Raw genomic sequence first — 24,696 nt, 5'->3', positions numbered from 1 at the left:
CGAATAATGCAAGATGCGCGAAGGCCGCGTCGTTGCGAATGCGTTACGCATCGTCATGCGCGCGCTGGCGCCGCGATCACGCGTGGTGCACACGCTCGGCCCGACGCTCGACACACCCAACAGGTGCGGAGGAGACCACGATGGACGAACAGAAGACCCCGGTCACGGACAAGCAGAAGGGCGGCATTGGTTACGTGCTGCTGTGGATCCTGGGCGTGCCGATCCCGGTGCTGATCCTGATCTTCCTGGTCCGCGGCTGCACCTGACCCTGTCGGTGCACACGCTGCCCGGCTAAGCTGCGGCTTTCCTCCAAGGAAGCCGCAGCGTGTCCCAACCGACCCTTCCGCGTAGCCCCGGCATCGACCTGCTGCGTGGCGCCAGCATCCTGCTGGTGGTGGTGCATCACCTTGGCCTCCGCCTTCCCCTGCACAAAACCGACGCGGCCCTTTGGCTGCCTGTCTTCGTGCTCAAGGGCTTTATCTATAACGGCTACGAAGCCGTCTTCCTTTTCTTCGTCGTCTCCGGGTTCCTGATTACCCGCCACGTGCTCGAGCGCGACGCGGCGCTGCCGGCCATCGACTGGCGGGCGTTCTACGTGCGGCGCATCGCACGCATCACCCCGTGCCTGCTCGGGCTTGTCGTCATCCTGCTCGCCTGCCATGCGGCAGGCGTACCCAACTACGTCATCGACCCGTCGCGGCAGTCGCCGTGGGGAGCGACCCTGGCCGCGCTGACCTTTACTCTCAACGTCTACGAAGGCAACACCGGTTGGCTGCCGGGCGGCTGGGACGTGCTGTGGTCATTGTCGGTGGAAGAGGTGTTCTACCTGGCCTTTCCGCTGGTCTGCCTCAGCCTGGGACGCACGCGGTGGCTGGTACCCGCGTTGGTCTTGCTGGTGCTGTCGGTGCCTTTCACGCATGCGGCCGTCGTCGATAACGAGATCTGGCAGGAGAAGGCCTATCTACCCGGCATGGGTGCGATCGCTGCCGGTGTGATTGCCGCGCTTTTCGTCCACCGGCATGGGACGCCCACGCGCGGAGGGCGTCGCGTGCTCGCGGTTGCGGGCATCGTCGCGCTGGGCATGGTGATGTTCTCGGGAGGCTGGCTGTGGCACGCCGTGCGTGATGGCTACCTGCTCGTGCTGATCGCCGCGGGCGCCTGCCTCGTGGTGGCGTCGCCGGAGGGCGGTGTGCCGGTGAGTGGCCTTGGCTGGCTGCGCGCATTGGGTCGTTGCAGTTACGAGGTGTACCTGACCCACATGTTCGTCGTGTTCGGCCTCGTAGGCGTCGCGCGGATCAGCGGAACGGACAAGGCATGGGGGTGGCTCTGGTACCTGCCGACCGTGCTGCTGGCATGGGGTCTCGGCTACGTCGTCGCGAGGTACTTTTCCGATCCCGCCAACCGCTGGTTGCGCCAGCGATTCAGTCGCGCATCGCGCGAAGAGGGCGGGAGCCTCGCGGCTCCCGCCAGGACCGATCAATGACGGTCGCGGTCACGTGCATGGTCGGCAGCCTTGCCGACTTCCTTCTGCACCTTGCCCGCATTCTTCTCGATGTTGCCGGCCGCTTCCTTCGCATGGTTACCGGTGATCTTGCCGGTGGCTTCCTTCACGGCGCCCTTTACCTCGTGTTTCATGCCTTCGGTACGGTTCTTGTCCATGATGAATCCCTGGTTGCTCTGCGCGGTTCGCAGCGCTAAAGGTTTTCTCGTTTTACGCATCAGGGATGCGTGAAGCGCGCGTGCGTCGTTATTCACCGTAGGCGTGTGAGACGCCGTAATTTCCTGATTCGCCCGTGCCGTGCTGCTGTTGTGCATTCGATGTCGCTGGACTCCATGTCACCAAACACACAAAGGCATCACGCCATCCATTTGTAGTCTCGATTTTGTTGAAACCGAGGACCGACCACGTGATGCAGCGCCCCCCTGTTCCCGATATGCCGGCCCACGTGCCCGCGTCACCCGAAGAAGAACAGCCGACGCGCCCGCGTCCTGAAATGCCAGGCGTCGATCCGTCGCGCGATCAGCCCGGTACGCGTCCTGCCCATCCCGACGATCCGGAAGGCGGCGACGGCCAGACACCGGTGGCACCGCCGGAGGCGCTCGACGTCCGGATCCCCTGACCCGTCCGATTGCAGCGCGTTTGATCACAGCTAGGAGGATTCTTCATGCCCGAGAAGAAAACCATCGCCAAGGCAGCGCGGGACAAGCGCGAGGGGAAGTCGGCGTCGAGCCAGGCCGGCGAGTTCGTTCACGAGGAAATCGAGCACGTTCGCGAGGGTAAGCACGGCGCGCGATCGGCGAAGCAGGCGATCGCGATCGGGCTGTCTAAGGCCCGCCGGGCCGGCGTGAAGGCGAAGCCTGCCAGGACGGCAAGCAAGGCCACGAAAAAAAAGGCGGCGCAGGAGACGCGGGCCGCCGCGAAGAAGTCGACGGCCAGGAAGTCAGCGGCCAGGAAGGCCCCGGTAAAGAAGGTCCCGGCGAAGAAGGCCGCGACTAAGAAGGCTACCGCCAGGAAGGCGACCGCGAAGACGTCGACGGCGCGGAAGCGTGCTTCGACCAGGGCGCTGAAGCGCGAGGGCAGTTCTGCGGCATCGACGCGCGCCTTATCGGCGCAGGCGAAGAAGAGCGCGGCCAGGCGGACTTCGGCTAGCAAGTCCACGGCGGCGAAGAAGGCGGCGAAGACCAAGGGTGCGGCTGGCCGCAAGACGGCGGCAAAGAAGGCGGCGCGGACACGTGCGAAGAAGGCGTCCTGATCGCGGGCGCTGACTTCCGACACGCAGAAGGCCCGCCATGGGCGGGCCTTCTTGAGAGTCAAAGCGCGTAACGGGTAGGAGCGGGCAGGGCCGCGGCCTTCGGAAGCGCGGACTGGGATGAGCCGCTAAAGCGCTCGCGCCCAGGTCGCTCCTACGGCGATCGCTGCTTAGAGACCTTCGGAGTTCAGGCGGTTGGCGACTTCGCCGAGCCAGTCGTAACCGTCCATTTCGCCGCCGAAGAGATCCAGGCCGCTGGACGCGTCGGAAACGCGATAGCCAGCCGAGTATTCGAAGGTGGTGATGCCGTATTCGTTGCGAAGTTCGTTCATTTCATAGTCTCCCAGTCTCTTGTATGACCGGTTGGTTCTGTCATCGCCACGCCGCCGGTCTCTGGCGTGGTGGGGACCTTACGCTGGCCCGGGACATCCCGGTAGTTAACCAATTCGCGTCGATCCGTTTCGTTTGGTGAACAATCGCTTCGTTAGTCTTTCGTCATGCCGATTTTGCAGCGAATTACTGAACTAGCAAGTTTCGTCTCGCCCTTTATTGAGGGCCCCTGAGCGGTTTCAAGGGCTTCAATCATTAAAGTCTTGGACAGCGGCCGTAAGGAAAAGGTTCAATCTTTTTTCCAATCGGTCCGATGGGCCATACCTATCGACTACCGTGCCGCCGGGTTTCGTTCGCAGGACCGAACGTATCCGTTAACCAGAGTTTAACTCAATCGCCGGATAACTGCCACGGCGGTGTTTGCAACCGTTCACATAAGAAGTCCGCCAGTTGGCGCACCTTGGGTGAGAGGTGGCGACTGCGCGGGTAAACCAGCCAGACGGCGCCGTTCTCGTCGCGCCACGCGTCCAGCAAGGAAACCAGCTGGCCGCCGGCCAGGGCGCGCTCGACATAGAAGTCGGGCAGCTGGGCGATCCCCAGCCCACGCAGGGCCGCATCGAGCAGGGCCTGCCCCGAGCTGGCCCGGTAACGGCCACGCACCGGGCGTTGCCGTGGCTGGCCATCCTCGACAAAGATCCAGTGACTGGCGGTGCCCAGCAGCAGCTGGTGGTCGGCCAGGTCGTCCGGCGAGCGCGGGAGCGGGCGGCCAGCCAGGTAGTCCGGCGAGGCCACGACGAACAGGCGTCGTTCGCCGAGCCGGCGTGCGACCAGGTTGGAATCGGCCAACAAACCCGTCCGTACCGTGAGGTCGTAGCCTTCCTCGATCAGGTCGACGTTGCGGTTGGAAAAGTCCATGTCCACGCCGAGCTGCGGGTGCAGGGCGAGGAATTCGTTGACCAGCGGGGCCACGTAGCGCTCGCCGTAGGTGGTCGCCAGGCTGATCCGCAGGCTGCCACGCAGGCCTTCCTGGAAGTCGGCGATGGCTTCGTCGGCCGCGTCGAAGCCCTCGAGCAGGTGTCGCGCGTGTTCGTAGTAGAGCCGGCCGGCATCCGTGAGGCGCAGCTTCCGCGTGGTCCGATGCAGCAGTTGGGCGCCCAGCCGCAGTTCCAGGGCGCTGACGGCGCGGCTGACGAACGCCGTGGACAGGCCCAGGTGGCGGGCCGCCGCCGAAAAACTGCCGAGGCGGACGACCTCGACGAAGGCGTCCATTCCATCCCACGCGCGCATCGATCTTTGCTCCCGGTAAAAGATGCTTGTCGGCGCGAATGACTAATCGGCGACGCCAAGGCTGGCTAGAATCCACGTTCTATCCGGCTCCGGCCGGTGTCCGCTGCCATTGTAAGAGGAATGACCGTCCATGAAATCGCGCGCCGCTGTTGCCTGGGAAGCAGGAAAGCCCCTCTCCATCGAGGAGATCGACGTCCAGGGCCCGAAGGCGGGCGAGGTGCTGGTGCGCATCGTGGCCACCGGCGTCTGCCACACGGACGCCTTCACCCTGTCCGGCGCGGATCCCGAAGGCGCGTTCCCGGTCATCCTCGGCCACGAGGGCGGTGGCATCGTCGAAGAAGTGGGCGAGGGCGTGACCACGCTCAAGCCGGGCGACCACGTGATCCCGCTGTACACCCCGGAATGCGGCGAGTGCTCGTTCTGTCGTTCCGGCAAGACCAATCTGTGCCAGAAGATCCGCATCACCCAGGGCAAGGGCGTGATGCCCGACGGCACCTCGCGCTTCTCGATGAACGGCAAGCCGCTCCTGCATTACATGGGCACCAGCACCTTCAGCGAGTACACCGTGCTGCCGGAGATCTCGCTGGCCAAAATCAACAAGGCGGCCCCGCTGGACAAGGTCTGCCTGCTTGGCTGCGGCGTCACCACCGGAATCGGTGCCGTGTTGAACACGGCGAAGGTCGAGCCGGGTGCCACGGTGGCCGTGTTCGGCATGGGCGGCATCGGCCTGTCGGTGGTGCAGGGTGCGGTGATGGCCGGGGCTAGCCGGATTATCTGCGTGGACACCAATCCGTCCAAGTTCGAGATGGCAAAGATGCTCGGCGCCACCGACTTCGTTAATCCGCGCGATTACCCGGACACGCCGATCCAGCAGGTCATCGTCGACCTGACCGACGGCGGCGTGGATTATTCCTTCGAGTGCATCGGCAACGTGGACGTGATGCGCGCGGCGCTGGAGTGCTGCCACAAGGGTTGGGGCGAGTCGATCATCATCGGCGTCGCCGGCGCCGGCCAGGAGATCCGTACCCGTCCGTTCCAGCTGGTGACGGGCCGCGTCTGGCGTGGCTCCGCCTTCGGCGGCGTGAAGGGGCGTACGGAGCTGCCGGGATACGTCGATCGCTACATGGGTGGTGAGATCAAGATCGATCCCATGATCACGTATACGATGGGGCTGGACGATATCAATCGTGCATTCGACCTGATGCACGAAGGCAAGTCCATTCGTTCCGTCATCCTCTATTGAGTTAGCCCATGAACGACACGATCGACCTGATCCGCCGCTACTACGATGCTTTCAACCGTGCCGACTGGACCGGCATGCTCGACCTGCTGGACGAGCACGTGGCCCACGACGTGAACCAGGGCGGCCGTGAAACCGGCCGTGCGCGCTTCGCCGCGTTCCTCGAACGCATGAACGTCAGCTACTCCGAGCAGATCCGGCAGATCGTGCTGATGGCGAATGAAAAGGGCGACCGTGCGGCGGCGGAGTTCATGGTCCACGGCCTGTACAAGGCGACGGACGAAGGCCTGCCGCTGGCCCAGGGCCAGAGCTATGTCCTGCCGGGCGGCGCCTTCTTCGAAGTGGCCAACGGCAAGATTTCGCGGGTCAGCAATTACTACAACCTCGAAGACTGGCTGGCCCAGGTGCGTCGCGTCGACGTCGACTGACCTTGAACCGAACCCGTGGGGGCCGCAGGTCTTGCCTGACCCCTCCACGAAGGCACGGCATGGCCTGGACGAACCCTTACTTCGATGCGTCCAAGGCGCATCACGCCACGGATGGCTTCCGTAACCTCGAACCCGATACCCGCCCGCCGGGCGGATTGAAGCGCTGGCGGCGCGAGCGCAAGGAGCAAAACCTGCCTCGGCCACCGGTGGGCGGCTATGAAGCGTTTGCCCAGCGCTGGTGGCAGCCGGCCGATTTCTCCGGCGCCGACGATGCCGCGTGGTGGCTGGGGCATGCGACCAACCTGGTCCGGCGCCAGGGGCTCACGGTCATCACCGATCCCGTGCTGGGCAAGCGAGCATCGCCGCTTTCCTTTGCCGGCCCCCTGCGGCGCACGCCAACCCCTGTCGAAGTGGCCGCGCTGCCACGCATCGACGTGGTGGTGATCTCTCACAACCATTACGACCACCTGGACCGGGACAGCGTACGGGCCATCGCCCAGCGTTTCCCGCAGGCGGTGTTCCTGGTTCCGCTGGGGCTCAAGCGCTGGTTCGACCGCGAGCGCATCGGCAACGTGCGCGAGCTGGACTGGTGGGCATCGACCGAGGTGGGCGGCAGCGTGTTCACCTTCGTGCCTGCGCGGCACTGGAGTGCGCGCACCCTGTGGGACCGCAACCGCTCGTTGTGGGGCGGCTGGGTGATGGCACAGGACGGTTTCCGCTTTTGGTTTGCCGGGGACACCGGCTATTCCGACAAGCTGGCCGAGATCGGCCGTCGCGTCGGTGCCATCGACCTGGCGGCGATCCCGATCGGGGCCTACGCGCCACGCTGGTTCATGCATGGACAACACGTGGACCCGGCGGAGGCGCTGCGCCTGCACCGGGAGATTGGCTGTCGGCGGTCCTTTGCCATCCATTGGGGCGTGTTCGAACTGGCCGACGACCAGCTCGACGAGCCGCCGCGGCTGCTGGCCGAGGCGTTGGCCAGCGAGGGGATGACCCCGGACGACTTCATGTTGCTGCGCATCGGCGGCCGGATTGCGCTTTAATGTGCGGCCCATGCCATTGAATGACACCGCCATGCCCGCGCAGACGTTCCACCTCGAAGGCGACTATGTCGAACTGAACCAGCTGCTGAAGCTTGCCGGTATCGCGGCCAGCGGCGGCGAAGGCAAGCACCTGGTCGCCGACGGGCTGGTCACCGTGGATGGCGCCATCGAGCTGCGCAAGACCTGCAAGATCCGCGCAGGCCAGGTCGTCGCCATCGACGACGAAACCATCCACGTCCTGTAAACGTCGTCACGACGTGCCCGGCGCTTCCCCACGAAAAAAGCCGACGCCCAAAGGCGTCGGCTTTTCTATCTCACGTGCCCGCGAAAGTGCGGACGGACCGTCTTACATACCCGACGACGAGGACTTCGCCGGCATGGCGCTCGAGCTCGACGAAGCGGCGCTGCTCTTCTTGTGCTTCTTGTGGGTGGACTTCATGGAGCCGTTCTCGCTGCCCGTCTTGTCCATCGAGCCGCTGGTGCTGTGCGTCGGCGTGGCCGAGCTGGACGACGACATCGGCGAGGACTTCGAAGCAGCATCCTGCGCGAAGGCGGCGCCGCTCATGACGGTACAGCCGGCGAGCATGGCGAGGATCAGTTTCGTGTTGCGCATGACGAATCTCTCCTGAAGCTTTGTAGGAAGCGCCCTGGGTTCATGACGGCGATGCCTGGCGCGAAGGCTTCGCTCGCTTACAGACCAAATGTGTGCGGTCGGTGCAGACGCTATCGCTTTTCCGATGAACAGAGGAGGTCTCGCACTGCGAGTCCTAGGCAACCGTTCAGGTGAAAATTACGATCGGTTAAGTGACGGCGAAGAACTTGCGGCGTGAGTCTTCCGTCACCGTGACGCACGTCACTGGAAGTCACGCGAGACCGATCCCAGCGAGGGGAGCAGGTCGCTGAAATCCAGCAATCGGTGGGCGACGAGGTGGCGTACGCCATCGATGGATTGCCACTGTCCATCGACGGCCAGAAGCACGGCATCGAGCAAGGCCTGGCGGCACGCTTCGGCGACTTTCGGCCGCACGATAACGTTTACCTGCCCGGTTTCGTCCTCCAGCGTGACGAAGGTGATGCCGCTGGCCGTCTGCGGGCGCTGGCGCACCGTGACCAGGCCGGCATGGCGTAACCAGGCCCCGTTGCGCATGGCAGCCAGGTCGCGCGCCCGGCGTGCTCGCCGCGACAGTAAGTTCTTGCGAACAAGGCTTACCGGGTGTGCGGTCAAGGAAAGACCGTGCGTGGCGTAATCGGCGAAAACGTTTTCAGCCAGGGAGGGCGGGCGCAGCGTCGTCCGCTCTTCTTCGACGGCGCCCAACAGGGGCAGCGCGCGTTCGATGCCGGAGCTTTCCCAGCGCGCCCGGTGACGGTGCCCACTCAGCGTGCGCAGCGCACCGGCATCGGCAAGGCGCTCGCGCTCGAACCGGTTGAGGCCGGCGCGATACGCCAGGTCGGCAAGGTCGCGCAATGGCGCTTCGGCACGGGCCTGGGCGATGCGCTCGCCCAGCGCTTCGGAGAGGCCGCCGATCATGCGCAGGCCGAGCCGCAAGGCGAACGCACCGGGCTTTTTCGGCAAGGGTTCGAGCGTGCAATCCCACTCGCTGGTGGTGACGTCGGGGGGGCGTACCTCGCCACCATGCTGGCGCAGGTCGGCCACCAGCTGCGCGGGCGCATAGAAGCCCATCGGCTGGCTGTTGAGCAGGGCGCAGGTGAACACGGCCGGGTGGTGGCATTTCAGGTACGACGACGCGTAGGCGATGAGCGCGAAGCCTGCCGCGTGCGATTCGGGAAAACCGTAGCTGCCGAAACCCTGGATCTGGTCGATGATCTGCTGGGTGAATACCGGCGAGTAGTTGTTCTTCGCCATGTTGCGGCGGATCTTCGGCTCGAACTTCTGTAATCCGCCGCGCCGTTTCCAGGCCGCCATGGACCGGCGCAACTCATCGGATTCGCCCGGTGAAAAGTCGGCGACGACCTGTAGCACGTGCATCACCTGTTCCTGGAAGATCGGCACGCCCAGCGTGCGTTCCAGTACCGGACGCACGTTGTGTTCGTAGACGATCTCTTCGGGCGGCAGCTTCCGGCGCTGCAGGTAGGGATGGACCATGCCGCCCTGGATGGGGCCGGGTCGCACGATCGCCACCTGGATCACCAGGTCGTAGTAACACGCCGGCAGCAGGCGCGGCAGCATCGACATCTGCGCGCGTGATTCGATCTGGAACACGCCGACGGTGTCGGCTTGCTGGATCATGGCGTAGGTGGCCGGGTCGTCCATGGGGATGTCGGCCAGGCGGGGAAAATCCGGGCCGTCGTGCTTGCGTAGCAGGTCCATGGCCTTGCGCATGCAGGTAAGCATGCCCAGTGCCAGGCAATCGACCTTCAGCAGCTTCATGGTCTCCAGGTCGTCCTTGTCCCACTGGATGATGGTGCGCTCGTCCATGGCGGCGTTTTCCACCGGCACCAGGTAATGCAGGGGCGTGTCGGAAATGACGAAGCCGCCCACGTGCTGGGACAGGTGGCGCGGCATGCCGTTGAGTTCTTCGACCAGCACCACGAGCTGGCGGATCGTACGACTGGTGATGTCGAAACCGCGTTCGGCAAGGCGAACGGTGATGGGCACCTCGCCGTGCGCATGCGAATAGGCGCGGCTGAGCTGGTCCAGCTGGTCTTCGGAAAGGCCGAGCACGCGGCCGACGTCGCGCGCCGCGCTCTTGCGTCGGTAGCTGATCACCGTTGCCGCCAGGGCGGCGCGTTCCCGTCCGTATTTGTTGAACACGTATTGCAGCACTTCCTCGCGCCGCTCGTGCTCGAAGTCGACGTCGATGTCCGGTGGCTCGTCGCGCTCGATGGAGATGAAGCGTTCGAACAGTGTGTTGATCTGCACCGGGTTCACCTCGGTGATGCCCAGGCAGAAACAGACCACGGAATTGGCGGCCGACCCACGGCCCTGGCAGAGGATCTGCCGGGAGCGCGCGAAGCGGACGATGTCGTGCACGGTGAGGAAGAACGCCTCGTAGTTCATCGCGGCGACGAGGGCGAGCTCTTTGTCGATGCGGTCGCGCTGTTCCTCCGCGATGCCGTCCGGCCAACGCGCGGCGGCGCCTTCCCAGGTCAGCTGGCGCAGGTGCGTCGCGGCGTCGACGCCGTCGGGCACCAGTTCGCGCGGGTAGACATAGTTGATGCCGCGGATGTCGAAACCGGTGCAGCGCGCCGCGACCACCCGGGTTTCCGCGAGCAGGTCGGCGGGATAGATGCGGGCCAGTGTTTCGCGTCGCCGCAGGTGGCGTTCGCCGTTGGGGAACAGGGCGTCGCCGGCATCGGCCAGCGGCCGGTTGCTGCGGATGGCGGTCATCACGTCCTGCAGCGCCCGGCGTCGACGCAGGTGCATGTGCACGTCGCCGCTGGCGACGCAGGGTAAGCCATGGCGACCGGCCAGCTCGCGCAGCGCGGCGAGCTCGGCGTCGTCGTGCTGGCCGCGATGCAGTTCCACCGCGAGCCATGCACGGCCGCTGAAATGCCTGGCGATCCAGGCGGCGCGTTCGTCATGCGCGGCGACGCTGCCCGCCGCCCATGAGCCGGGAGCCCACAGCATGCATAGGCCGTCGGCGAGGATTTCGAGATCGGCACGGTGCAGCTCGTAAGTGCCTTTGCGCGCACGCCGGCGGCCGAGCGTGATCAGCCTGCACAACTCGGTATAACCGGCCTGGTTTTCCACCAGCAGCACCAGCACGGTGCCGTCGGACAGGCGGAACTCGCTGCCGACGATGAGCGGCAGTTCCATTTCCAGCGAGGCTTCGAGGGCGCGCACGATCCCGGACAGCGAGCACTCGTCGGTGATCGCCAGCGCGGCGTAGCCGATGTCCTTCGCCCGCTCGAACAGTTCGCGCGCGCTGGATGCGCCACGCTGGAAGCTGAAGTCGCTTAGCGCGTGCAGTTCGGCGTAGGCGGGGATGTCGACATCGCCGTCGTTAGCCGATCGGTCAGGCAAACCAGCCATGCAACATCCATCCATCCAGCGTGCCGGGTGGCAGGTAAGCCCACGCCTGCTGCCCATGCACGGTGCGCACGATGTAATAGTCGCGACGCGTATCGGCGCCGTCCCACCAGCCGCTTTCGATGCGTTCCGGGCCCGCAAGCACGCTGGCCGGGTCGGGCCGCATGGGCATCGGGCGTGGCAGCAGCCACAGGGGGCGGCGACCGCGCGGCAGCGTGACCGTGGCCGAAGGGACGCCGTGCCGGGAGGCGCGCTCGGGCCGATGGTCGTTGACCACCATGAGCTGGCGTAGCGCGGCATCACCCAGGCGTGCGCGCAGGCGTTCGTCCAGCGTGGGCCAGTCCAGGCCGTCGCCCCGGATGGGCTCGAACAGGTCGCGCATGGGTGGCCGGAACACGGGCAGTTCGTCCGCGTCCAGTTCGATGGCCCGGGCCGGCGCAGGCAAGGTGGTGCGTTCCAGCCGCGTGCGTGCCAGTTCGAAAAGGCGTTCGGCATCGCGTTGCGGTGCTGCCATGGCCACGACGATACGGGTGGTCTCGTTGCGCGCATGCTCCAGCGTCAGCGTGAACCGTTGCACGCCGCCGTCGCGGGCGGCGAGCAGGTTAGCCAGTGCGCGGGTGAGTCGGCGCAATGGAAACAACAGGGGCTGGCTGCCGTCCAGTTCGGCATCGAATTCGATCTTCTGCTGGAAGCGGGCCGGTGGCTGCCAGGCGGGCAGGGCATCGGCAGCCTGCCCGCGGATGCGGTCGAGCCAGCCCACGCCCTGGCGGCCAATGCGCCGGGTAAGTTCCGGGCGTGGCAGCTTGAAGATCTCGTCCAGCCGACGAAAGCCCATGGCATGCAATGCCGTCACCGCTTGTGCAGGCAGGCCGGCCTGGGTGAGGGGCAATGCCCCAAGCATGCGGATGACGCCTTCGCGCTCGGGAATCACCATGCCATCCGCGGTGGCGGCGAAGACCCACGAAGCCGATGCGAACGGCGTCGCCGCCAGGGTATGCGCATGGCCCTGCTCGGCAAGGCCTGCGCGGACACGCTCTGCCAGGACGGGCCAGCCATCGAACAGGCGCAGGCTGGCGCCGATCTCCATGAGAATGGCATTCGGTGGGACGAGGCTGACGTGGCCGCTGAACTGGTAACACCAGGCGGCCAGTTCGGCCAGCAGGCGTTGTTCGGCTTTCGGGTCGCGAGGGCGTACATCCAGCGCGGGGCTGAGCGCGCGCGCTGCGGCTACGCTTTGCCCACGGCGGACACCCTGGGCGCGGGCTTCTGCATTGGCGGTGGCGATCAGCCGCTGGCGGGCGCGGCTATCGAGCAGGGCAGAGGGGCCTGCCTCCGGTGTCGCGGCGAAGGCGGCGGAGAACGCCAGGCCGGGAAAACGGAGACAGGCCCAAAGCATGGCTGCGAATACGTGGCAAAAAAGAGGTGCCCGGCATGTCGGCGGATGAGGGACGACGACATGCCGGACAGGCCTCAGGCCCGCATACGAAGCAGCGGAGCGGTAGTGGTCAGCAGACCGCGCGACTTGAGGACGTCCACATACGTGGCCTCTTCGCTGTTGCTGACCTTCAATCGGAGCGCGGCCGGGCTGTTTTCGGCAGCGTGGTCGGCGGAGCGGAAAATCATTGCGCAGGCATCGCCGCTTTCCGCCGCCAGCTGCAGGCGGCGCAGGCTGCGGTAATCGATGTCCGGCAACCAGCCCACCACGGCGCCGCAGCAACCGGAGCGCAGGCACTGCTCCATGCTCCACGCGGCTTCGGTGCTGCCGGCGTGGATCTCGTGAAGGAAGCGCAGGTCGACGCCGGCCGCGGCAAGCGCAGGCGCATAAGGCTGGTAGGGCGGTGCGACGAAAATGACGCGACGATGTTCCTGGGTCAGCGCGGCGAGCGCAGGCATCACCAGGTCGAGTTCGCCCAGGCCGTCGTGTTCGAACAGGATCTCGCTGACCGCACCTTGCGGCCAGCCGCCACCGGGCAGGCGGCCATCGAGCGAAGTCCAGCCCGTGGACAGCGCACGTACGCGCGGCTGGCGGTCGGCGGAACGGCGCCAGATACCGGGATGGTCGAGCACCTGCGCAAGCGAGGGGGTAGCGATGGCATTCATGGCTCAGGTCCTGCGAATGATGCCGACGTAGCGCCCTTCGATGGCGAACGCATGGCGGCGGGGGTCGACTTCGATCGGGCTGAAGTCCGGGTTCTCGGGAAGCAGCAGCAGGCGGTCACGCTCATGCTTCAGGCGCTTTACCGTGACTTCGTCGTCCAGGCGGGCAACGACGATCTGGCCATCGCTCGCGGTGGCGGTGCGATGGACGGCAAGGAGGTCGCCGTCGAGGATGCCGGCGTCGCGCATGCTCAGGCCCACTACGCGCAGCAGGTAATCGGCGCGAGGGCGGAACAGGGCGGGGTCGACCTCCAGCTGTGATTCGATATTTTCTTCTGCGAGGATCGGCGAGCCGGCGGCCACGCGACCGATCAGCGGCAGCTCGTTGAGCATGGCTGCACGGATGGCGGCGGCATTGCCATCCGGCAGGCGCAGGCCACGATGCTGCGGCGAACGTTCCAGCACGCCTTTGCGCACCAGCGACTCCACGCAAGCCTGCGCGGAGCTGTGGCTGGGAAAGCCGAGTGCATCGGCAATCTCGCGCAGCGTGGGCGGCAGGCCCTGGGTCTGCAGGTACTCATGCAGGAAGGCCAGGGTCTTCTGCTGTCGCTCGGTGAGGTTCGGCGTCGTCATGTGTACATTTGTACAGAAGCCGATGCCCGCATGCAAGCGGTGTCTCGCCCTACGATAGTCCTCAGATTAGGAAAAGGCTTAAAGCCATTGATGTGTAGGGACTTTCCTACGGAAGGCGATGGGCAAAAGCGACTGTGATGGCCAGGCCAGTAAGGCCAGAATTCGCCATACCCCGACCAGAGGCGAGCATCCATGCCACCGTCCAATGCCCATCTTCCCACGTCCCCTTCAACGGGTCCCGCAATCCTTCTTTCGCCCGACGTAATCCACGATGCCACCCTGGATACACGTGTAACCCGTATCGAAGTAGTTCTGGAGCGTCTTCGCGACGATGTTCGAGACACTCAGATCAAGCTTAGTGGTGCGGTCAACGACCTGCGCACCGAGTTCAAGAGCGACATGAAAGAGCTCCGAACGGAGCTGAAAGGTGAAATCAGTGAGCTTCGAACGGAGCTGAAAGGTGAAATCAGCGGGCTTCGAACGGAGCTGAAAGGTGAAATCAGTGGGCTTCGAACGGAGCTGAAAGGTGAAATCAGTGGGCTTCGAACGGAGCTGAAAGGTGAAATCAGCGCCCTTCGAACGGAGTTCAAAGGCGACATTCGTGAGCTTCGGACGGAGTTCAAGGAACTGCGTACCGATATGCGGGAAGACTTTCGCAGCATCCGTGATGAGTTCCATCGCGTGCACGATCGGGCTCGAACTGACTTCCGAATCCTGTTCGGCGCCATCGTGACCGTGACCTTGAGCCTTGCGGCCCTCATGGCCAAGGGCTTTCAATGGATTTGATGCACGATTCTGCACGAGTTGCACGTTTATGCACGATTGCGTAGATTATTGCCCATTCAACGTCCCCACGGAATGTGCATGAACCCCACGCGCGCCACCCGGCTCATCTTTCTCTTATCCGGCATCGGCATGGCCAGTTGGGCGCCGATGGTGCCCTTCGCCAAGGCGCGGCTTGGCCTCGATGACGGCACCCTCGGTCTCGTTCTCCTATGCATGGGTTGCGGTGCGGCGGCGGCGATGCCCCTGGCGGGCTTCCTGACCCATCGCTTCGGCAATCGCGATGTCATCGGCGTCAGTGGCCTGCTGGTCTGCCTCGCCCTCCCGCTCCTGACCATCGCACCCGATGCCTGGGCACTGGCCGGCGCACTGCTGTTCTTCGGTGCCTCCCTTGGTGTTGTCGACGTTTCTATGAATGCCCATGCGGTGGATGTCGAGAAGATGCGCGGCAAGCCGATGATGTCGGGCTTCCACGGTCTCTTCAGCGTCGGTGGCCTCGTGGGTTCCGCAGGCATGGCCGCATTGCTCAAGGCTGGCGCGCCCCTGACGGGAAGCGCGATCGCGGTCTCCCTGGCCTTGCTGGTCATCGTGCTGACCCAGTGGAAGCATTTCCTCGTGCGCCATGAAGAGGAGCACGTGCAGGAGCGCGCCCCTTTCCGCATGCCGGGCGGGGCGATCTTCCTCATCGGCTTCCTGTGCATGATCTCGTTCCTTGCCGAAGGCGCGATGCTCGACTGGAGCGCCGTCTTCCTTCGCTTCTCCCGCGGCTTCGATGCGTCTTCCGCAGGCCTGGGCTACGCGGCCTTCTCCATCGCGATGGCCGCCTGCCGGCTCATGGGTGACCGGATCACGGCACACGTGGGGCCGGTGACCATCGTCCGGGCAGGTAGCCTGATCGCCGCGGCCGGCTTCCTCGCCGCGACGCTGATTCCGTGGGGCCCTGCTGCGCTGCTCGGCTTCGTCTTCGTCGGCATTGGCGCGTCCAACATCGTCCCCGTGCTGTTCAGCGCGGCAGGACGCATGGGTGGTGCGTCGCCCGGCGTGGGCATCGCCATCGTGACCGCCCTGGGCTACGCCGGCATGCTGGCGGGTCCGGCCGGTATCGGCTTTGCCGCCCATCTCAGTACGCTATCGATCGCGCTGACCGGCGTCGCCGGCCTGCTCGTCCTTGTTTCCCTGTGCGCTTCCATCGCGCGCCGCTGACCGGAGCCTTCCATGTATTCCAAGCGTGACGTGGTTATTTTCGATTTCGGCGGCGTCCTCGTCGACTGGAACCCCCGCCATCTCTATCGCAAGCTGTTCGGCGACGACGAAGCGGGCATGGAGCGCTTCCTTGCCGAGGTCACCACGACGGAGTGGAACCTGCAGCAGGATGCGGGTCGCCCGTGGAAAGACGCGCTGGCCGAACTCACCGCCCAACACCCCGAGCATGTCGACCTGATCACCGCTTTCCATGAACGCTGGGAAGAAACGCTGAAAGGGCCGATCGACGACAGCATCGCGATCCTGCACGATTTGAAGAGTGCAGGGCATCCGCTCTATGGACTGACCAACTGGTCCGGCGAAACCTTCCCGATCGCCCGGGCGCGCTACGAGTTCTTCAACTGGTTCGACGGCATCGTTGTCTCGGGCGACGAAGGCACGATCAAGCCCGATCCGCGGCTGTACGAGACGCTGCTGGAACGCTACGACGTGGATCCGAAGCGAGCCGTCTTCATCGACGACAACAAGGCGAACGTCGAGGCTGCGGAAGCCCTTGGCATCCACGGCATCCACTTCCATTCCCCTGCACAGTTGCGTGCCGACCTGATCGACCTCGGGTTCCTGCCGAAATGAACATGCCGGATCCGACGCTTCCGCGCGAGCGACAGCAGCTCATCCTCGAGCGCTTGCAGAGGAAGGGGAAGGTGGTTGCCGCCGAGCTCGCCGTCGAGTTTCGCGTTTCGGAAGACTCGATACGGCGTGACCTGCGCGACCTCGCCTCGCAAGGGCTTTGCCGGCGTGTGTATGGCGGTGCGTTGCTGGTGCAGCACGTCGCCCCGCTGGGCGAGCGACACAACGAACGCGCGGAAATGAAAAAGGCGCTTGGCCGCATCGCTGCGAAGCTGGTCGCGGAAGGGCAGATCCTCTTCATCGATGCCGGGTCGTCGAATACCGCCCTGGCCAAGGCGTTGCCGGACCACTACGACCTGACGGTGGTGACCAACGCGCCCGACGTGGCGCTGTCCGTCCTGGGCCGCCCAGGTTTCGAGGTGATCCTGCTGGGTGGGAAGGTCGATCCGTTCATCGGCGGCGCGATCGGCTCACGCACGCTGCGCCAGGCCCAGGATATCCGTGCGGACCTGTGCTTTCCCGGGGTCTGCTCGATCGACCCGGTGAGCGGGCTGTGGACGTACGACGAGGAAGAGACCGTCTTCAAGCAGGCAATCATCGAGGCGAGCGGCGAGACGGTGGCGATCGCGACGCCCGATAAGCTGGTGGCATCGGCGACCCACCACACCGTGCCGATCAAGGCGATTTCGCACCTCGTGGTGCCGGGGGATGCCGACCCGGGGCTGGTGGAGAGGTATGCGGCGGCTGGGGTGGTGGTGCACGTTTAGAAGCATCGCGCGCAGGAGCGTGCCTGCGCGCGATGGCCGGACGCTAGCCCGCTTTCTTCTTAGCCAGGCGCAACCACGTGTCGACCACCGTGTCCGGGTTGAGCGAGACGGATTCGATGCCCTGTTCCATCAGCCACTCGGCAAGGTCCGGGTGATCCGACGGCCCCTGGCCGCAGATGCCGATGTACTTGCCCTTCGCCCGCGCCGTCTTGATGGCGAGGCTGAGCAGCTTCTTCACCGCCGGGTCGCGCTCGTCGAACAGGTTGGCGACGATGCTCGAATCGCGATCCAGGCCCAGGGTGAGCTGGGTCAGGTCGTTCGAACCGATCGAGAAGCCGTCGAAGATATCGAGGAACTCGTCAGCCAACAGGGCGTTCGAGGGCACCTCGCACATCATGATCACCTTCAGGTCGTGCTCGCCCTGGACCAGGCCGTTGGCGCGCAGCACGTCGATCACCTTGCGACCTTCGTCCAGCGTGCGCACGAACGGGATCATGATCCAGACGTTGTCCAGGCCCATGGTCTCGCGCACATACTTGGCCGCCTTGCACTCCAGCGCGAACGACTCGGCGAAGTCCGCCGACACGTAACGGCTGGCGCCGCGGTAGCCGATCATCGGGTTTTCTTCGTGTGGCTCGTAGCGCGAGCCGCCGAGCAAGCCGGCGTATTCGTTCGACTTGAAGTCCGACAGGCGGACGATCACCGGCTTCGGGTACACCGAGGCGGCGATGGTGGCGATGCCTTCGGCCAGGCGATCGACATAGAACGACACCGGATCCTTGTAGCCAGCGATCCGGGCATCGATGCGTGCCTTGGTTTCGGCATCCTGCTTCGCATACTCGAGCAGCGCCTTCGGATGCACGCCGATGTGGCTGGCAATGATCATTTCCAGGCGCGCCAGGCCGATGCCGGCGTTCGGCAGCATGCCGAAGTCAAAGGCACGCTCGGGGTTGGCCACGTTCATCATGATCTTTAGCGGCGCCTCCGGCATCGCGCCGAGATCGGCGGTGATCCGGTCGAACTTGAGCAGGCCCTGGTAGATCGTGCCGGTATCGCCTTCGGCGCAGGATACGGTCACTTCGGCGCCATCGGGGATCGTATCCAGCGCGTTGCCGCAACCGACCACCGCCGGCACGCCCAGCTCGCGGGCGATGATCGCGGCATGGCAGGTGCGGCCACCGCGATTGGTGACGATGGCGGCGGCGCGCTTCATCACCGGCTCCCAGTCGGGATCGGTCATGTCGGCGACCAGCACGTCGCCGGGCTGCACCTTGTTCATGTCGGCCAGCGAACGGATGACGCGAGCGCGGCCCGAGCCGATCTTCTGGCCGATGGCGCGGCCGACGGTGAGCACCGTGCCCTTTTCGTTGAGCTGGAAACGCTCCAGCGTGGTCGCGTGCGAGCGCGACTTCACGGTCTCCGGACGGGCCTGCACGATGTACAGCTTGCCGGTGTTGCCGTCCTTCGCCCACTCGATGTCCATCGGGCGGCCGTAGTGCTTCTCGATGATCAGCGCCTGGCGGGACAGTTCTTCGACGTCGGCGTCGACGATGCAGAAGGCATGGCGCAGTTCGGTGGGCGTTTCTTCGATGCGGACGCGCTCGCCCGGTGCATCCGAGTACACCATGCGCTGCTGCTTGGCGCCCAGGCTGCGACGCAGCACGGCCGGCTTGCCGTCGCGCAGGGTCGGCTTGAAGACATAGAACTCGTCGGGGTTCACCGCGCCCTGGACGACCATCTCACCCAGGCCGTAGGAGCCGGTGACGAAGACGACGTCGCGGAAACCCGACTCCGTGTCGAGGGTGAACAGCACGCCGGAGGCGCCCACGTCCGAGCGGACCATCAGCTGCACGCCGGCGGAGAGGAAGACGTCTTCGTGCTTGAAGCCCTGGTGCACGCGGTAGGCGATGGCGCGATCGTTGTACAGCGAGGCGAAGACTTCCTTCACCTTGTGCAGCACGTCGTCGATGCCGACCACGTTGAGGAAGGTTTCCTGCTGGCCGGCGAACGAGGCATCCGGCAGGTCTTCGGCGGTGGCGGACGAGCGGACCGCCACGGCGATGTCGTCGGCGCCCGCGTCCTTGCACAACTTGATGTAGGCGTCGCGGATGGCCTGCTCGAGGTCGGCGGGCAGGGCGGTGTCGACGATCCAGCCACGGATTTCCTTGCCGCCGCGGGTCAGTTCGTCCACGTCGTCCACGTCCAGCGTGGCCAGGCGCTCCTGAATGCGCTTCGCAAGGCCGCTCTTTTCGAGGTAGGTCTGGAAGGCGTCGGCCGTGGTGGCGAAGCCACCCGGCACCGAGACACCCAGTTTCGCCAGGTTGCCGATCATTTCGCCAAGGGAGGCGTTCTTGCCGCCCACCTTGCCAAGGTCGGTCATGCGTAGCGCGTCGAGCCAAAGTACCAGGTCGCTCAAAGGAAGATCCTCACATCGGTTGGGCGGCGGGCCGCGCTGGTAAAAATCGGCGCATTGTCGCGGTGGTATTGCCCGTGCACAAGGGGCAATGCACAAATTTTCCCGTGATTCTGCGGGGTGGATGGTTATGGCGGCGTATTGGTCTTAAGGTGGGAGTCATGGACTATCCACTGGGAAACCGGCCCATGCGGCGCACCGTCTTCTTCATTTCCGACTCCACCGGCATCACCGCCGAAACCATCGGCAACAGCATGCTCACCCAGTTCGATGGCGTGCAATTCGACACCCATCGCCTGCCGTTCATCGACAACCCGGCGAAGGCCGAGGCGGCGGCGCTGAGGATCAAGACCAAATACGCCCAGGATGGGCAGCGGCCGATCGTCGTCAACACGATGACCTCCAAGGCGCTTTGCGAAATCGTGGCCGGCAGTGGCGCCCTGATGCTGGACGTGTTCGCCCCCTTCATCGACCCGCTCGAGCAGGAACTCGGGGTCAAGCAATCCGGCGCGGTCAACCGCTCGCACGGCCTGGTCGACTCGGATCGCTACGAGGCACGCATCGAAGCCACCAACTACGCGTTGGCCCACGACGACGGGCTGGACGTGGACTACAACCAGTCCGACGTGGTGCTGGTAGGCGTGTCGCGCTCGGGGAAGACCCCGACCTGCCTCTACATGGCCTTGCATTACGGCGTCTGTGCCGCCAATTACCCCCTCACGGACGATGACCTCGACAAGCTCGAATTGCCGATGCGCCTGCGCCCTTATCGCAGCAGGCTGTTCGGCCTGACCATCGATCCGGTTCGCCTCGCCCAGATCCGCGAGCAGCGCCGTCCCGGCAGCCGCTACGCCACGCTGAAGCAGTGCCGATGGGAGCTGGAGCAGGCGGACCGCCTGATGCGCCGGGAAAATATCCCGGTCCTCAACACGACGCACACCTCGATCGAGGAAATCTCGAGCAAGATCTTTGAATATCTCGGCATCGAGCGCCACATGTATTAATAAGAGAACGTTTACGGAGACCGCCCCAGCCCATGACAGCCATCCTCGAACGCCCAACTGCGCTCATCCCGGGACGCTTCGAATTCCTGATGGGTCTTTATGCGGAGAATTACCATCGCCTGGCGCGCCTGTTCGCGCCGCAGCGGCTGGCGCCCGGCCGCTATCTGTCCGATGTCGACGACGGCCTCAACGTGCGCCTGGAAATCCAGGAGAAGCATCCGTACACCCTGGAGCTTGAGCTGACCTACGATTTCGTGGACGAAGCCACGGGACAGCCTTCGCCCTCGGCGCAGCTGCGGATGTACACCGACGCCCATGTGGCGGAAGCGCTGCATTGCCATCCGGGGCGCAAGCTGTGGCAGGTACTCGGCCCTTTTCCGCCGGCCGACACCGTGCTCCAGCACCGCCTGCGCATGAATGGCTTCCTGACCCGCTGGCTGGAATACCTGGCCGAGCAGGGCCATTCCACCGGAACGCTCGTCCGCCAGGACACACCCGAACCCTGAACCCGGCGTTCCCGCCCTGTAGGAGCGCGCCTGCGCGCGATGGGTCGGCGAAAAAATCCATGGATTCTGAATACCCCACGGTCCCTGTCGCCATATCGCGAAAAGATGTCGCCCACGGGTGGGCTCCTACATGAGGCGCGGCGGCAGGGTACGAATTCCAGGCAAAAAAAATCCGCCAGCTGGCGGATTCTTCTTTGGAAAAGTGGCGGAGCGGACGGGACTCGAACCCGCGACCTCCGGCGTGACAGGCCAGCATTCTAACCGACTGAACTACCGCTCCACACTAGTTTCCAACTTCCAACAACTACCAACTTCTACATCCATTACACTATCCGGCTGTCCGGAAAGTGGCGTCCCCACGGGGATTCGAACCCCGGTCGCCACCGTGAAAGGGTGATGTCCTAGGCCTCTAGACGATGGGGACGTACTAGAAGTTGGTGGAGCCAGCCGGGATCGAACCGGCGACCTCCTGCATGCCATGCAGGCGCTCTCCCAGCTGAGCTATGGCCCCCTGCTGGAAGCCGCAAAGATTAGGGCCGAACCCCTATTCCGTCAAGCGTTCATGACACTTTTTTTGAATTTATTTTCGACGGATTCAGAATATCCATACGTGGCATGCACTTGCGAGAAACGCCCTGAAATACGCGTCCGAGGCACTTTGGTTACGCGGTAACCAGGTGGTCACGAAGTGCCCAATCGCAGACATGTTCTCGTGACTTCCTGCGGGGTAACCTGTTCCCTCATACACACAGGGACAGGCATGCACGGCATCGTTTTCATCCAGGACCTCGCGACTGTCATGCTCGTGGCGGGTCTCACCACGGTGCTTTTCCAGCGCCTGCGCCAGCCGGTCGTGCTCGGCTACATCATCGCCGGCCTGCTGATCGGTCCGCATACCTTCCCGTACATCTTCATCCACGACGAAGAGACGATCCGCACGCTCTCCGAGCTGGGCATGATCCTGCTGCTGTTCGCGCTCGGGCTGGAATTCAGCCTGAAGAAGCTGCGCGCGGTGGGTGGGGCGGCGCTGGTCGCGGCCTTCGCCGAGATCGTGCTGATGGTGTGGATCGGCTTCGAGATCGGCCGCTTCTTCGGCTGGACGGCGATGGATTCGCTGTTCCTCGGCGCCATGCTGTCGATTTCGTCCACCACCATCATCATGAAAGCGCTGGAAGACCTGAACCTCAAGCGCGAGCGTTTCGCGCAACTGATGTTCGGCATCCTCATCGTGGAAGACCTGCTGGCCATCGTGCTGATGGCCCTGCTCACCGGTATCGCGAGCACCGGTGGCCTGGAAGCGGGGCAGGCGCTTGCCGCGGTGGGCCGGCTGGGCCTGTTCATGGCGGTGTCGCTGGTGGTGGGCCTGCTGCTGGTCCCACGCGTGGTCGACTACATCGCCCGGGTCAGCCGCAACGACGTGCTGCTGGTCGCCGTGCTCGGCATCTGCTTCGGCTTCTGCCTGCTGGTCACCGACCTGGGCTACAGCGTCGCGCTGGGCGCCTTCATGATCGGCGCCATCGTCGCCGAATCGGAAAGCGTGGCCCGCATCGAGCGGATCATCATGCCGGTGCGCGACATGTTCAGTGCCGTGTTCTTCGTGGCCATCGGCATGCTGATCGACCCTGCGCTCCTCGCCAGCTATGCGTGGCCGATCACGATCGTGACCATCGCCGTGGTGGTGGGCAAGGTGGTGACCTGCAGTTTCGGCAGTTTCGTCGCGGGCAATGACGGACGCACCTCGCTGCGGGTAGGCATGGGCCTCGCGCAGATCGGTGAATTCTCGTTCGTCATCGCGTCGCTCGGCCTTACGCTGAAAGTCACCAGCGACTTCCTCTACCCGGTGGCCGTCGCCGTGTCGGCGATCACCACCTTCCTTACCCCATACCTGATCCGTTCGTCGGATCCGCTGGCGAACCTGCTGGGCCGCGTCCTGCCGGCGCGGGTGACGGGGGTGTTCGGTGCCTACACCGACTGGATGGGCAGCCTGGGCCTGCAAGGGCAGGGTGCCATCGTCATGAAAATGATCCGTAGGCTGGTCTGGCACGTCCTGATCAACATGGCGCTGGTGATCGCCGTCTTCATCATCGCGGCATTCGCCTACCGCCGCGGCTTCATGCACCTGGATCTCTTCAGCGACAACCCGGTGGTGCGCCGAAGCCTCGCGTGGTCGGCGGCGGCGCTGGTCTCCCTGCCCATGGTGGTGGCCGCTTATCGCAAGGCTGGTGCCCTGGGCATGCTGCTTGCCGAGCTGAGCATCCCGGATCGTTTCGGCGCCCGCACCTACCGGATTCGCGCCGTGCTCGCCCGGATCATCCCCGTGGTGGTGATGCTGATCCTCGGCCTGCTGGTGGCCGCGCTGGCCTCGACGATCCTGCCTCCGCGCGAAGTCGCAGGGGTGCTGATACTCATCGGAATCGGCCTGACATGGCTGCTGTGGCGCGTCCTGGTGCAGATCCACGCCCGCTTGCAGGCCGCGTTGCGCGACACCCTGGACAAGCCGGGACAGGGCCACGAGGAGTAATTCGGCCCCTCGACGAAAGGTTCGTGAACTTTTGCTGTGAAACCTTGTCTCTGCCTCCGTCATTGCAAGCCGGGCGCGAACCACAGCACAATGGCGTTTCGCCTCCGCACGGAGGTACCACGGCGGCCTCGCCGATTTTCTCCAAAGAGAGGGAGTAACGAATGAAGCACTTTTTGCGTCCCACGATGATGGCCGTCGCCCTGGCGGTTTCGCTGGGTGCGGCCGCGGGCGCATCTGCCCAGGCTGCCAAGCCGGCTGCCGCTCCCGCCGGTGCGGTTGATAAGCAGAAGGCCAGCTATGTCGTGGGTTGGGACCTTGCCAGCTCGCTTCCGCCGCTCGTCGCGCGCGAAGTGGACCCGGCAACCGTCGCCAAGGCCCTTCAGGCTGCCCTGTCCGGCCAGAAGCCGACCATGACCGAAGCCGAAGCCAAGTCGACCCGCGAAGCCTTCGTGGCCCAGCTGAAGGTCAAGGCCGAAGCCGAGTACAACAAGGTGGCGGCTGACAACAAGAAGGAAGGCGACGCCTACCTTGCCAAGAACAAGGCAGCTGCTGGCGTCAAGACCACGGCTTCGGGCCTGCAGTACACGGTCGTCCAGGCCGGTACCGGCCAGCGTCCGGGTCCGAACGACACGGTCACCATCAACTACACCGGCACCTTCGTGAACGGCGAGAAGTTCGACTCCTCGGCCGATCACCAGCCGGCCGGCCCGGCGCAGATCCCGCTGGCTGCCGTCATCCCGGGCTTCCGCGAAGGCCTGCAGCTGATGCAGACCGGCGGCAAGTACAAGCTTGTCATCCCGTCGAACATCGCTTACGGCGCCAAGCCGGAAAACGGCTTCCCGCCGAACGCGACGATCATCTTCGACGTGGAACTGCTGAAGACCGGTCCGACCCCGGCTGGCCAGGGTCCGGGTCCGCAGGCTGGTGGCGCCCCGCAGGGCGGCAAGTAAGCCTTAGGCTCCAAAGCGACACCCGAAGGGCGCGGATCACTCCGCGCCCTTTTTTATTGGGTTTCGCCCCACCGGGCGGGCGATTACAATCGGCGGTTACGGCGAACCCGTCGGCAT

Annotated in this window: 24 protein-coding genes and 3 tRNA genes; 15 read left to right on the top strand and 12 right to left on the bottom strand. The window is 64.8% G+C overall.

What is annotated here, in order from left to right:
- Window positions 1-325 precede the first annotated feature (325 nt).
- Entirely contained in the window at window positions 326-1,483 is a 1,158-nt protein-coding gene (locus tag KPL74_07700; protein QWT21879.1) for an acyltransferase, read from the top strand.
- Here KPL74_07700 and KPL74_07695 read toward each other — a convergent pair.
- Window positions 1,477-1,659, bottom strand: a complete 183-nt coding sequence (locus KPL74_07695) for a CsbD family protein (protein ID QWT21878.1) — start codon at window positions 1,657-1,659, stop codon at window positions 1,477-1,479. The genes KPL74_07700 and KPL74_07695 overlap by 7 nt on opposite strands.
- 251 nt (window positions 1,660-1,910) lie before the next feature.
- Here KPL74_07695 and KPL74_07690 point away from each other — a divergent pair, with 251 nt between their 5' ends.
- Complete coding sequence (locus tag KPL74_07690; protein ID QWT21877.1) at window positions 1,911-2,120, top strand: hypothetical protein; 210 nt, start codon at window positions 1,911-1,913, stop codon at window positions 2,118-2,120.
- A 128-nt stretch (window positions 2,121-2,248) separates the two neighbouring features.
- Here the strand turns inward: KPL74_07690 and KPL74_07685 are convergent, their stop codons facing one another.
- The 3 genes from KPL74_07685 to KPL74_07675 all read right to left on the bottom strand — a co-directional run bounded on the left by KPL74_07685 (window position 2,249) and on the right by KPL74_07675 (window position 4,367).
- Complete coding sequence (locus KPL74_07685; GenBank protein ID QWT21876.1) at window positions 2,249-2,776, bottom strand: hypothetical protein; 528 nt, start codon at window positions 2,774-2,776, stop codon at window positions 2,249-2,251.
- A gap of 144 nt (window positions 2,777-2,920) precedes the next feature.
- On the bottom strand, window positions 2,921-3,082 hold the full coding sequence (locus KPL74_07680) for a hypothetical protein (protein ID QWT21875.1): 162 nt from the start codon (window positions 3,080-3,082) through the stop codon (window positions 2,921-2,923).
- 388 nt (window positions 3,083-3,470) lie between these two features.
- Window positions 3,471-4,367, bottom strand: a complete 897-nt coding sequence (locus tag KPL74_07675) for a LysR family transcriptional regulator (protein ID QWT21874.1) — start codon at window positions 4,365-4,367, stop codon at window positions 3,471-3,473.
- Window positions 4,368-4,497: 130 nt separating this feature from the next.
- On the opposite strand from KPL74_07675, the gene KPL74_07670 reads away from it, so the two are divergent.
- The 5 genes from KPL74_07670 to KPL74_07650 all read left to right on the top strand — a co-directional run bounded on the left by KPL74_07670 (window position 4,498) and on the right by KPL74_07650 (window position 7,710).
- Window positions 4,498-5,610, top strand: a complete 1,113-nt coding sequence (locus KPL74_07670) for an S-(hydroxymethyl)glutathione dehydrogenase/class III alcohol dehydrogenase (protein ID QWT21873.1) — start codon at window positions 4,498-4,500, stop codon at window positions 5,608-5,610.
- Window positions 5,611-5,618: 8 nt separating this feature from the next.
- Window positions 5,619-6,035 (top strand): nuclear transport factor 2 family protein, encoded by a 417-nt coding sequence (locus KPL74_07665; GenBank protein QWT21872.1) that lies wholly within the window; start codon window positions 5,619-5,621, stop codon window positions 6,033-6,035.
- A gap of 59 nt (window positions 6,036-6,094) precedes the next feature.
- Window positions 6,095-7,081, top strand: coding sequence for an MBL fold metallo-hydrolase (locus KPL74_07660; protein QWT21871.1), 987 nt, complete (start codon window positions 6,095-6,097; stop codon window positions 7,079-7,081).
- 31 nt (window positions 7,082-7,112) lie between these two features.
- Window positions 7,113-7,325 carry an RNA-binding S4 domain-containing protein gene (locus KPL74_07655; protein ID QWT22590.1) on the top strand — a complete coding sequence of 71 codons (213 nt, stop codon included), beginning with the start codon at window positions 7,113-7,115 and terminating at the stop codon, window positions 7,323-7,325.
- A 133-nt stretch (window positions 7,326-7,458) separates the two neighbouring features.
- A complete protein-coding gene (locus KPL74_07650; GenBank protein ID QWT21870.1) occupies window positions 7,459-7,710 on the top strand; it encodes a hypothetical protein in 252 nt (83 codons plus the stop codon).
- A gap of 224 nt (window positions 7,711-7,934) precedes the next feature.
- On the opposite strand, the gene KPL74_07645 is transcribed toward KPL74_07650, so the two are convergent.
- From KPL74_07645 to lexA, 4 genes are all read right to left on the bottom strand, one after another.
- Window positions 7,935-11,075, bottom strand: a complete 3,141-nt coding sequence (locus KPL74_07645) for an error-prone DNA polymerase (GenBank protein QWT21869.1) — start codon at window positions 11,073-11,075, stop codon at window positions 7,935-7,937.
- Window positions 11,059-12,468 carry a DNA polymerase Y family protein gene (locus KPL74_07640; GenBank protein QWT21868.1) on the bottom strand — a complete coding sequence of 470 codons (1,410 nt, stop codon included), beginning with the start codon at window positions 12,466-12,468 and terminating at the stop codon, window positions 11,059-11,061. Before KPL74_07640 ends, KPL74_07645 begins: the two co-directional genes overlap by 17 nt.
- A gap of 74 nt (window positions 12,469-12,542) precedes the next feature.
- On the bottom strand, window positions 12,543-13,172 hold the full coding sequence (gene imuA, locus KPL74_07635) for a translesion DNA synthesis-associated protein ImuA (GenBank protein ID QWT21867.1): 630 nt from the start codon (window positions 13,170-13,172) through the stop codon (window positions 12,543-12,545).
- A 3-nt stretch (window positions 13,173-13,175) separates the two neighbouring features.
- Window positions 13,176-13,802 carry a transcriptional repressor LexA gene (gene lexA / locus KPL74_07630; protein ID QWT21866.1) on the bottom strand — a complete coding sequence of 209 codons (627 nt, stop codon included), beginning with the start codon at window positions 13,800-13,802 and terminating at the stop codon, window positions 13,176-13,178.
- A 192-nt stretch (window positions 13,803-13,994) separates the two neighbouring features.
- Here lexA and KPL74_07625 point away from each other — a divergent pair, with 192 nt between their 5' ends.
- From KPL74_07625 to KPL74_07610, 4 genes are all read left to right on the top strand, one after another.
- A complete protein-coding gene (locus tag KPL74_07625; protein QWT21865.1) occupies window positions 13,995-14,588 on the top strand; it encodes an apolipoprotein A1/A4/E family protein in 594 nt (197 codons plus the stop codon).
- A 78-nt stretch (window positions 14,589-14,666) separates the two neighbouring features.
- Complete coding sequence (locus KPL74_07620) at window positions 14,667-15,788, top strand: MFS transporter (protein QWT21864.1); 1,122 nt, start codon at window positions 14,667-14,669, stop codon at window positions 15,786-15,788.
- A gap of 12 nt (window positions 15,789-15,800) precedes the next feature.
- On the top strand, window positions 15,801-16,421 hold the full coding sequence (locus KPL74_07615; protein QWT21863.1) for an HAD family phosphatase: 621 nt from the start codon (window positions 15,801-15,803) through the stop codon (window positions 16,419-16,421).
- Window positions 16,418-17,185 (top strand): DeoR/GlpR family DNA-binding transcription regulator, encoded by a 768-nt coding sequence (locus KPL74_07610; GenBank protein QWT21862.1) that lies wholly within the window; start codon window positions 16,418-16,420, stop codon window positions 17,183-17,185. The genes KPL74_07615 and KPL74_07610 overlap by 4 nt, the downstream gene beginning before the upstream one ends.
- A gap of 43 nt (window positions 17,186-17,228) precedes the next feature.
- On the opposite strand, the gene ppsA is transcribed toward KPL74_07610, so the two are convergent.
- Window positions 17,229-19,601: a phosphoenolpyruvate synthase gene (gene ppsA, locus KPL74_07605; GenBank protein ID QWT21861.1), complete on the bottom strand. Its 2,373-nt coding sequence runs from the start codon at window positions 19,599-19,601 to the stop codon at window positions 17,229-17,231.
- A 185-nt stretch (window positions 19,602-19,786) separates the two neighbouring features.
- Between ppsA and KPL74_07600 the strand changes: the two genes are divergently transcribed.
- The gene (locus KPL74_07600) at window positions 19,787-20,602 is read left to right on the top strand and encodes a kinase/pyrophosphorylase (protein QWT21860.1); all 816 of its coding nucleotides are present in this window, start codon (window positions 19,787-19,789) and stop codon (window positions 20,600-20,602) included.
- A 32-nt stretch (window positions 20,603-20,634) separates the two neighbouring features.
- Window positions 20,635-21,108, top strand: a complete 474-nt coding sequence (locus KPL74_07595) for a DUF1249 domain-containing protein (GenBank protein QWT21859.1) — start codon at window positions 20,635-20,637, stop codon at window positions 21,106-21,108.
- A 203-nt stretch (window positions 21,109-21,311) separates the two neighbouring features.
- Here KPL74_07595 and KPL74_07590 read toward each other — a convergent pair.
- The 3 genes from KPL74_07590 to KPL74_07580 form a co-directional block, all read right to left on the bottom strand.
- A tRNA-Asp gene (locus tag KPL74_07590) sits at window positions 21,312-21,388 on the bottom strand.
- A gap of 68 nt (window positions 21,389-21,456) precedes the next feature.
- Window positions 21,457-21,532 (bottom strand) — tRNA-Glu (locus KPL74_07585).
- An 11-nt stretch (window positions 21,533-21,543) separates the two neighbouring features.
- Window positions 21,544-21,619 (bottom strand) — tRNA-Ala (locus KPL74_07580).
- Between the two features lie 249 nt (window positions 21,620-21,868).
- On the opposite strand from KPL74_07580, the gene KPL74_07575 reads away from it, so the two are divergent.
- Window positions 21,869-23,629 carry a cation:proton antiporter gene (locus KPL74_07575; protein QWT21858.1) on the top strand — a complete coding sequence of 587 codons (1,761 nt, stop codon included), beginning with the start codon at window positions 21,869-21,871 and terminating at the stop codon, window positions 23,627-23,629.
- Between the two features lie 161 nt (window positions 23,630-23,790).
- Entirely contained in the window at window positions 23,791-24,579 is a 789-nt protein-coding gene (locus KPL74_07570) for an FKBP-type peptidyl-prolyl cis-trans isomerase (GenBank protein QWT21857.1), read from the top strand.
- The last annotated feature ends 117 nt before the right edge of the window (window positions 24,580-24,696 follow it).

Source organism: Bacillus sp. NP157 (genome assembly GCA_018889975.1).
GTDB lineage: Bacteria > Pseudomonadota > Gammaproteobacteria > Xanthomonadales > Rhodanobacteraceae > Luteibacter.
This window is presented reverse-complemented; position numbering and strand designations above follow the sequence as displayed.

Coding starts and splice junctions, on each gene's coding strand:
- KPL74_07670 (QWT21873.1), top strand. CDS start 4,498: ATGAAATCGCGCGCCGCTGTTGCCTGGGAAGCAGGAAAGCCCCTCTCC.
- KPL74_07575 (QWT21858.1), top strand. CDS start 21,869: ATGCACGGCATCGTTTTCATCCAGGACCTCGCGACTGTCATGCTCGTG.
- KPL74_07595 (QWT21859.1), top strand. CDS start 20,635: ATGACAGCCATCCTCGAACGCCCAACTGCGCTCATCCCGGGACGCTTC.
- KPL74_07650 (QWT21870.1), top strand. CDS start 7,459: ATGGCGCTCGAGCTCGACGAAGCGGCGCTGCTCTTCTTGTGCTTCTTG.
- KPL74_07675 (QWT21874.1), bottom strand. CDS start 4,367: ATGCGCGCGTGGGATGGAATGGACGCCTTCGTCGAGGTCGTCCGCCTC.
- KPL74_07695 (QWT21878.1), bottom strand. CDS start 1,659: ATGGACAAGAACCGTACCGAAGGCATGAAACACGAGGTAAAGGGCGCC.
- KPL74_07625 (QWT21865.1), top strand. CDS start 13,995: ATGCCACCGTCCAATGCCCATCTTCCCACGTCCCCTTCAACGGGTCCC.
- KPL74_07610 (QWT21862.1), top strand. CDS start 16,418: ATGAACATGCCGGATCCGACGCTTCCGCGCGAGCGACAGCAGCTCATC.
- KPL74_07660 (QWT21871.1), top strand. CDS start 6,095: ATGGCCTGGACGAACCCTTACTTCGATGCGTCCAAGGCGCATCACGCC.
- KPL74_07600 (QWT21860.1), top strand. CDS start 19,787: ATGCGGCGCACCGTCTTCTTCATTTCCGACTCCACCGGCATCACCGCC.
- KPL74_07690 (QWT21877.1), top strand. CDS start 1,911: ATGCAGCGCCCCCCTGTTCCCGATATGCCGGCCCACGTGCCCGCGTCA.
- KPL74_07645 (QWT21869.1), bottom strand. CDS start 11,075: ATGGCTGGTTTGCCTGACCGATCGGCTAACGACGGCGATGTCGACATC.
- KPL74_07615 (QWT21863.1), top strand. CDS start 15,801: ATGTATTCCAAGCGTGACGTGGTTATTTTCGATTTCGGCGGCGTCCTC.
- KPL74_07640 (QWT21868.1), bottom strand. CDS start 12,468: ATGCTTTGGGCCTGTCTCCGTTTTCCCGGCCTGGCGTTCTCCGCCGCC.
- KPL74_07620 (QWT21864.1), top strand. CDS start 14,667: ATGAACCCCACGCGCGCCACCCGGCTCATCTTTCTCTTATCCGGCATC.
- KPL74_07655 (QWT22590.1), top strand. CDS start 7,113: ATGCCCGCGCAGACGTTCCACCTCGAAGGCGACTATGTCGAACTGAAC.
- imuA (QWT21867.1), bottom strand. CDS start 13,172: ATGAATGCCATCGCTACCCCCTCGCTTGCGCAGGTGCTCGACCATCCC.
- KPL74_07680 (QWT21875.1), bottom strand. CDS start 3,082: ATGAACGAACTTCGCAACGAATACGGCATCACCACCTTCGAATACTCG.
- lexA (QWT21866.1), bottom strand. CDS start 13,802: ATGACGACGCCGAACCTCACCGAGCGACAGCAGAAGACCCTGGCCTTC.
- KPL74_07665 (QWT21872.1), top strand. CDS start 5,619: ATGAACGACACGATCGACCTGATCCGCCGCTACTACGATGCTTTCAAC.
- KPL74_07570 (QWT21857.1), top strand. CDS start 23,791: ATGAAGCACTTTTTGCGTCCCACGATGATGGCCGTCGCCCTGGCGGTT.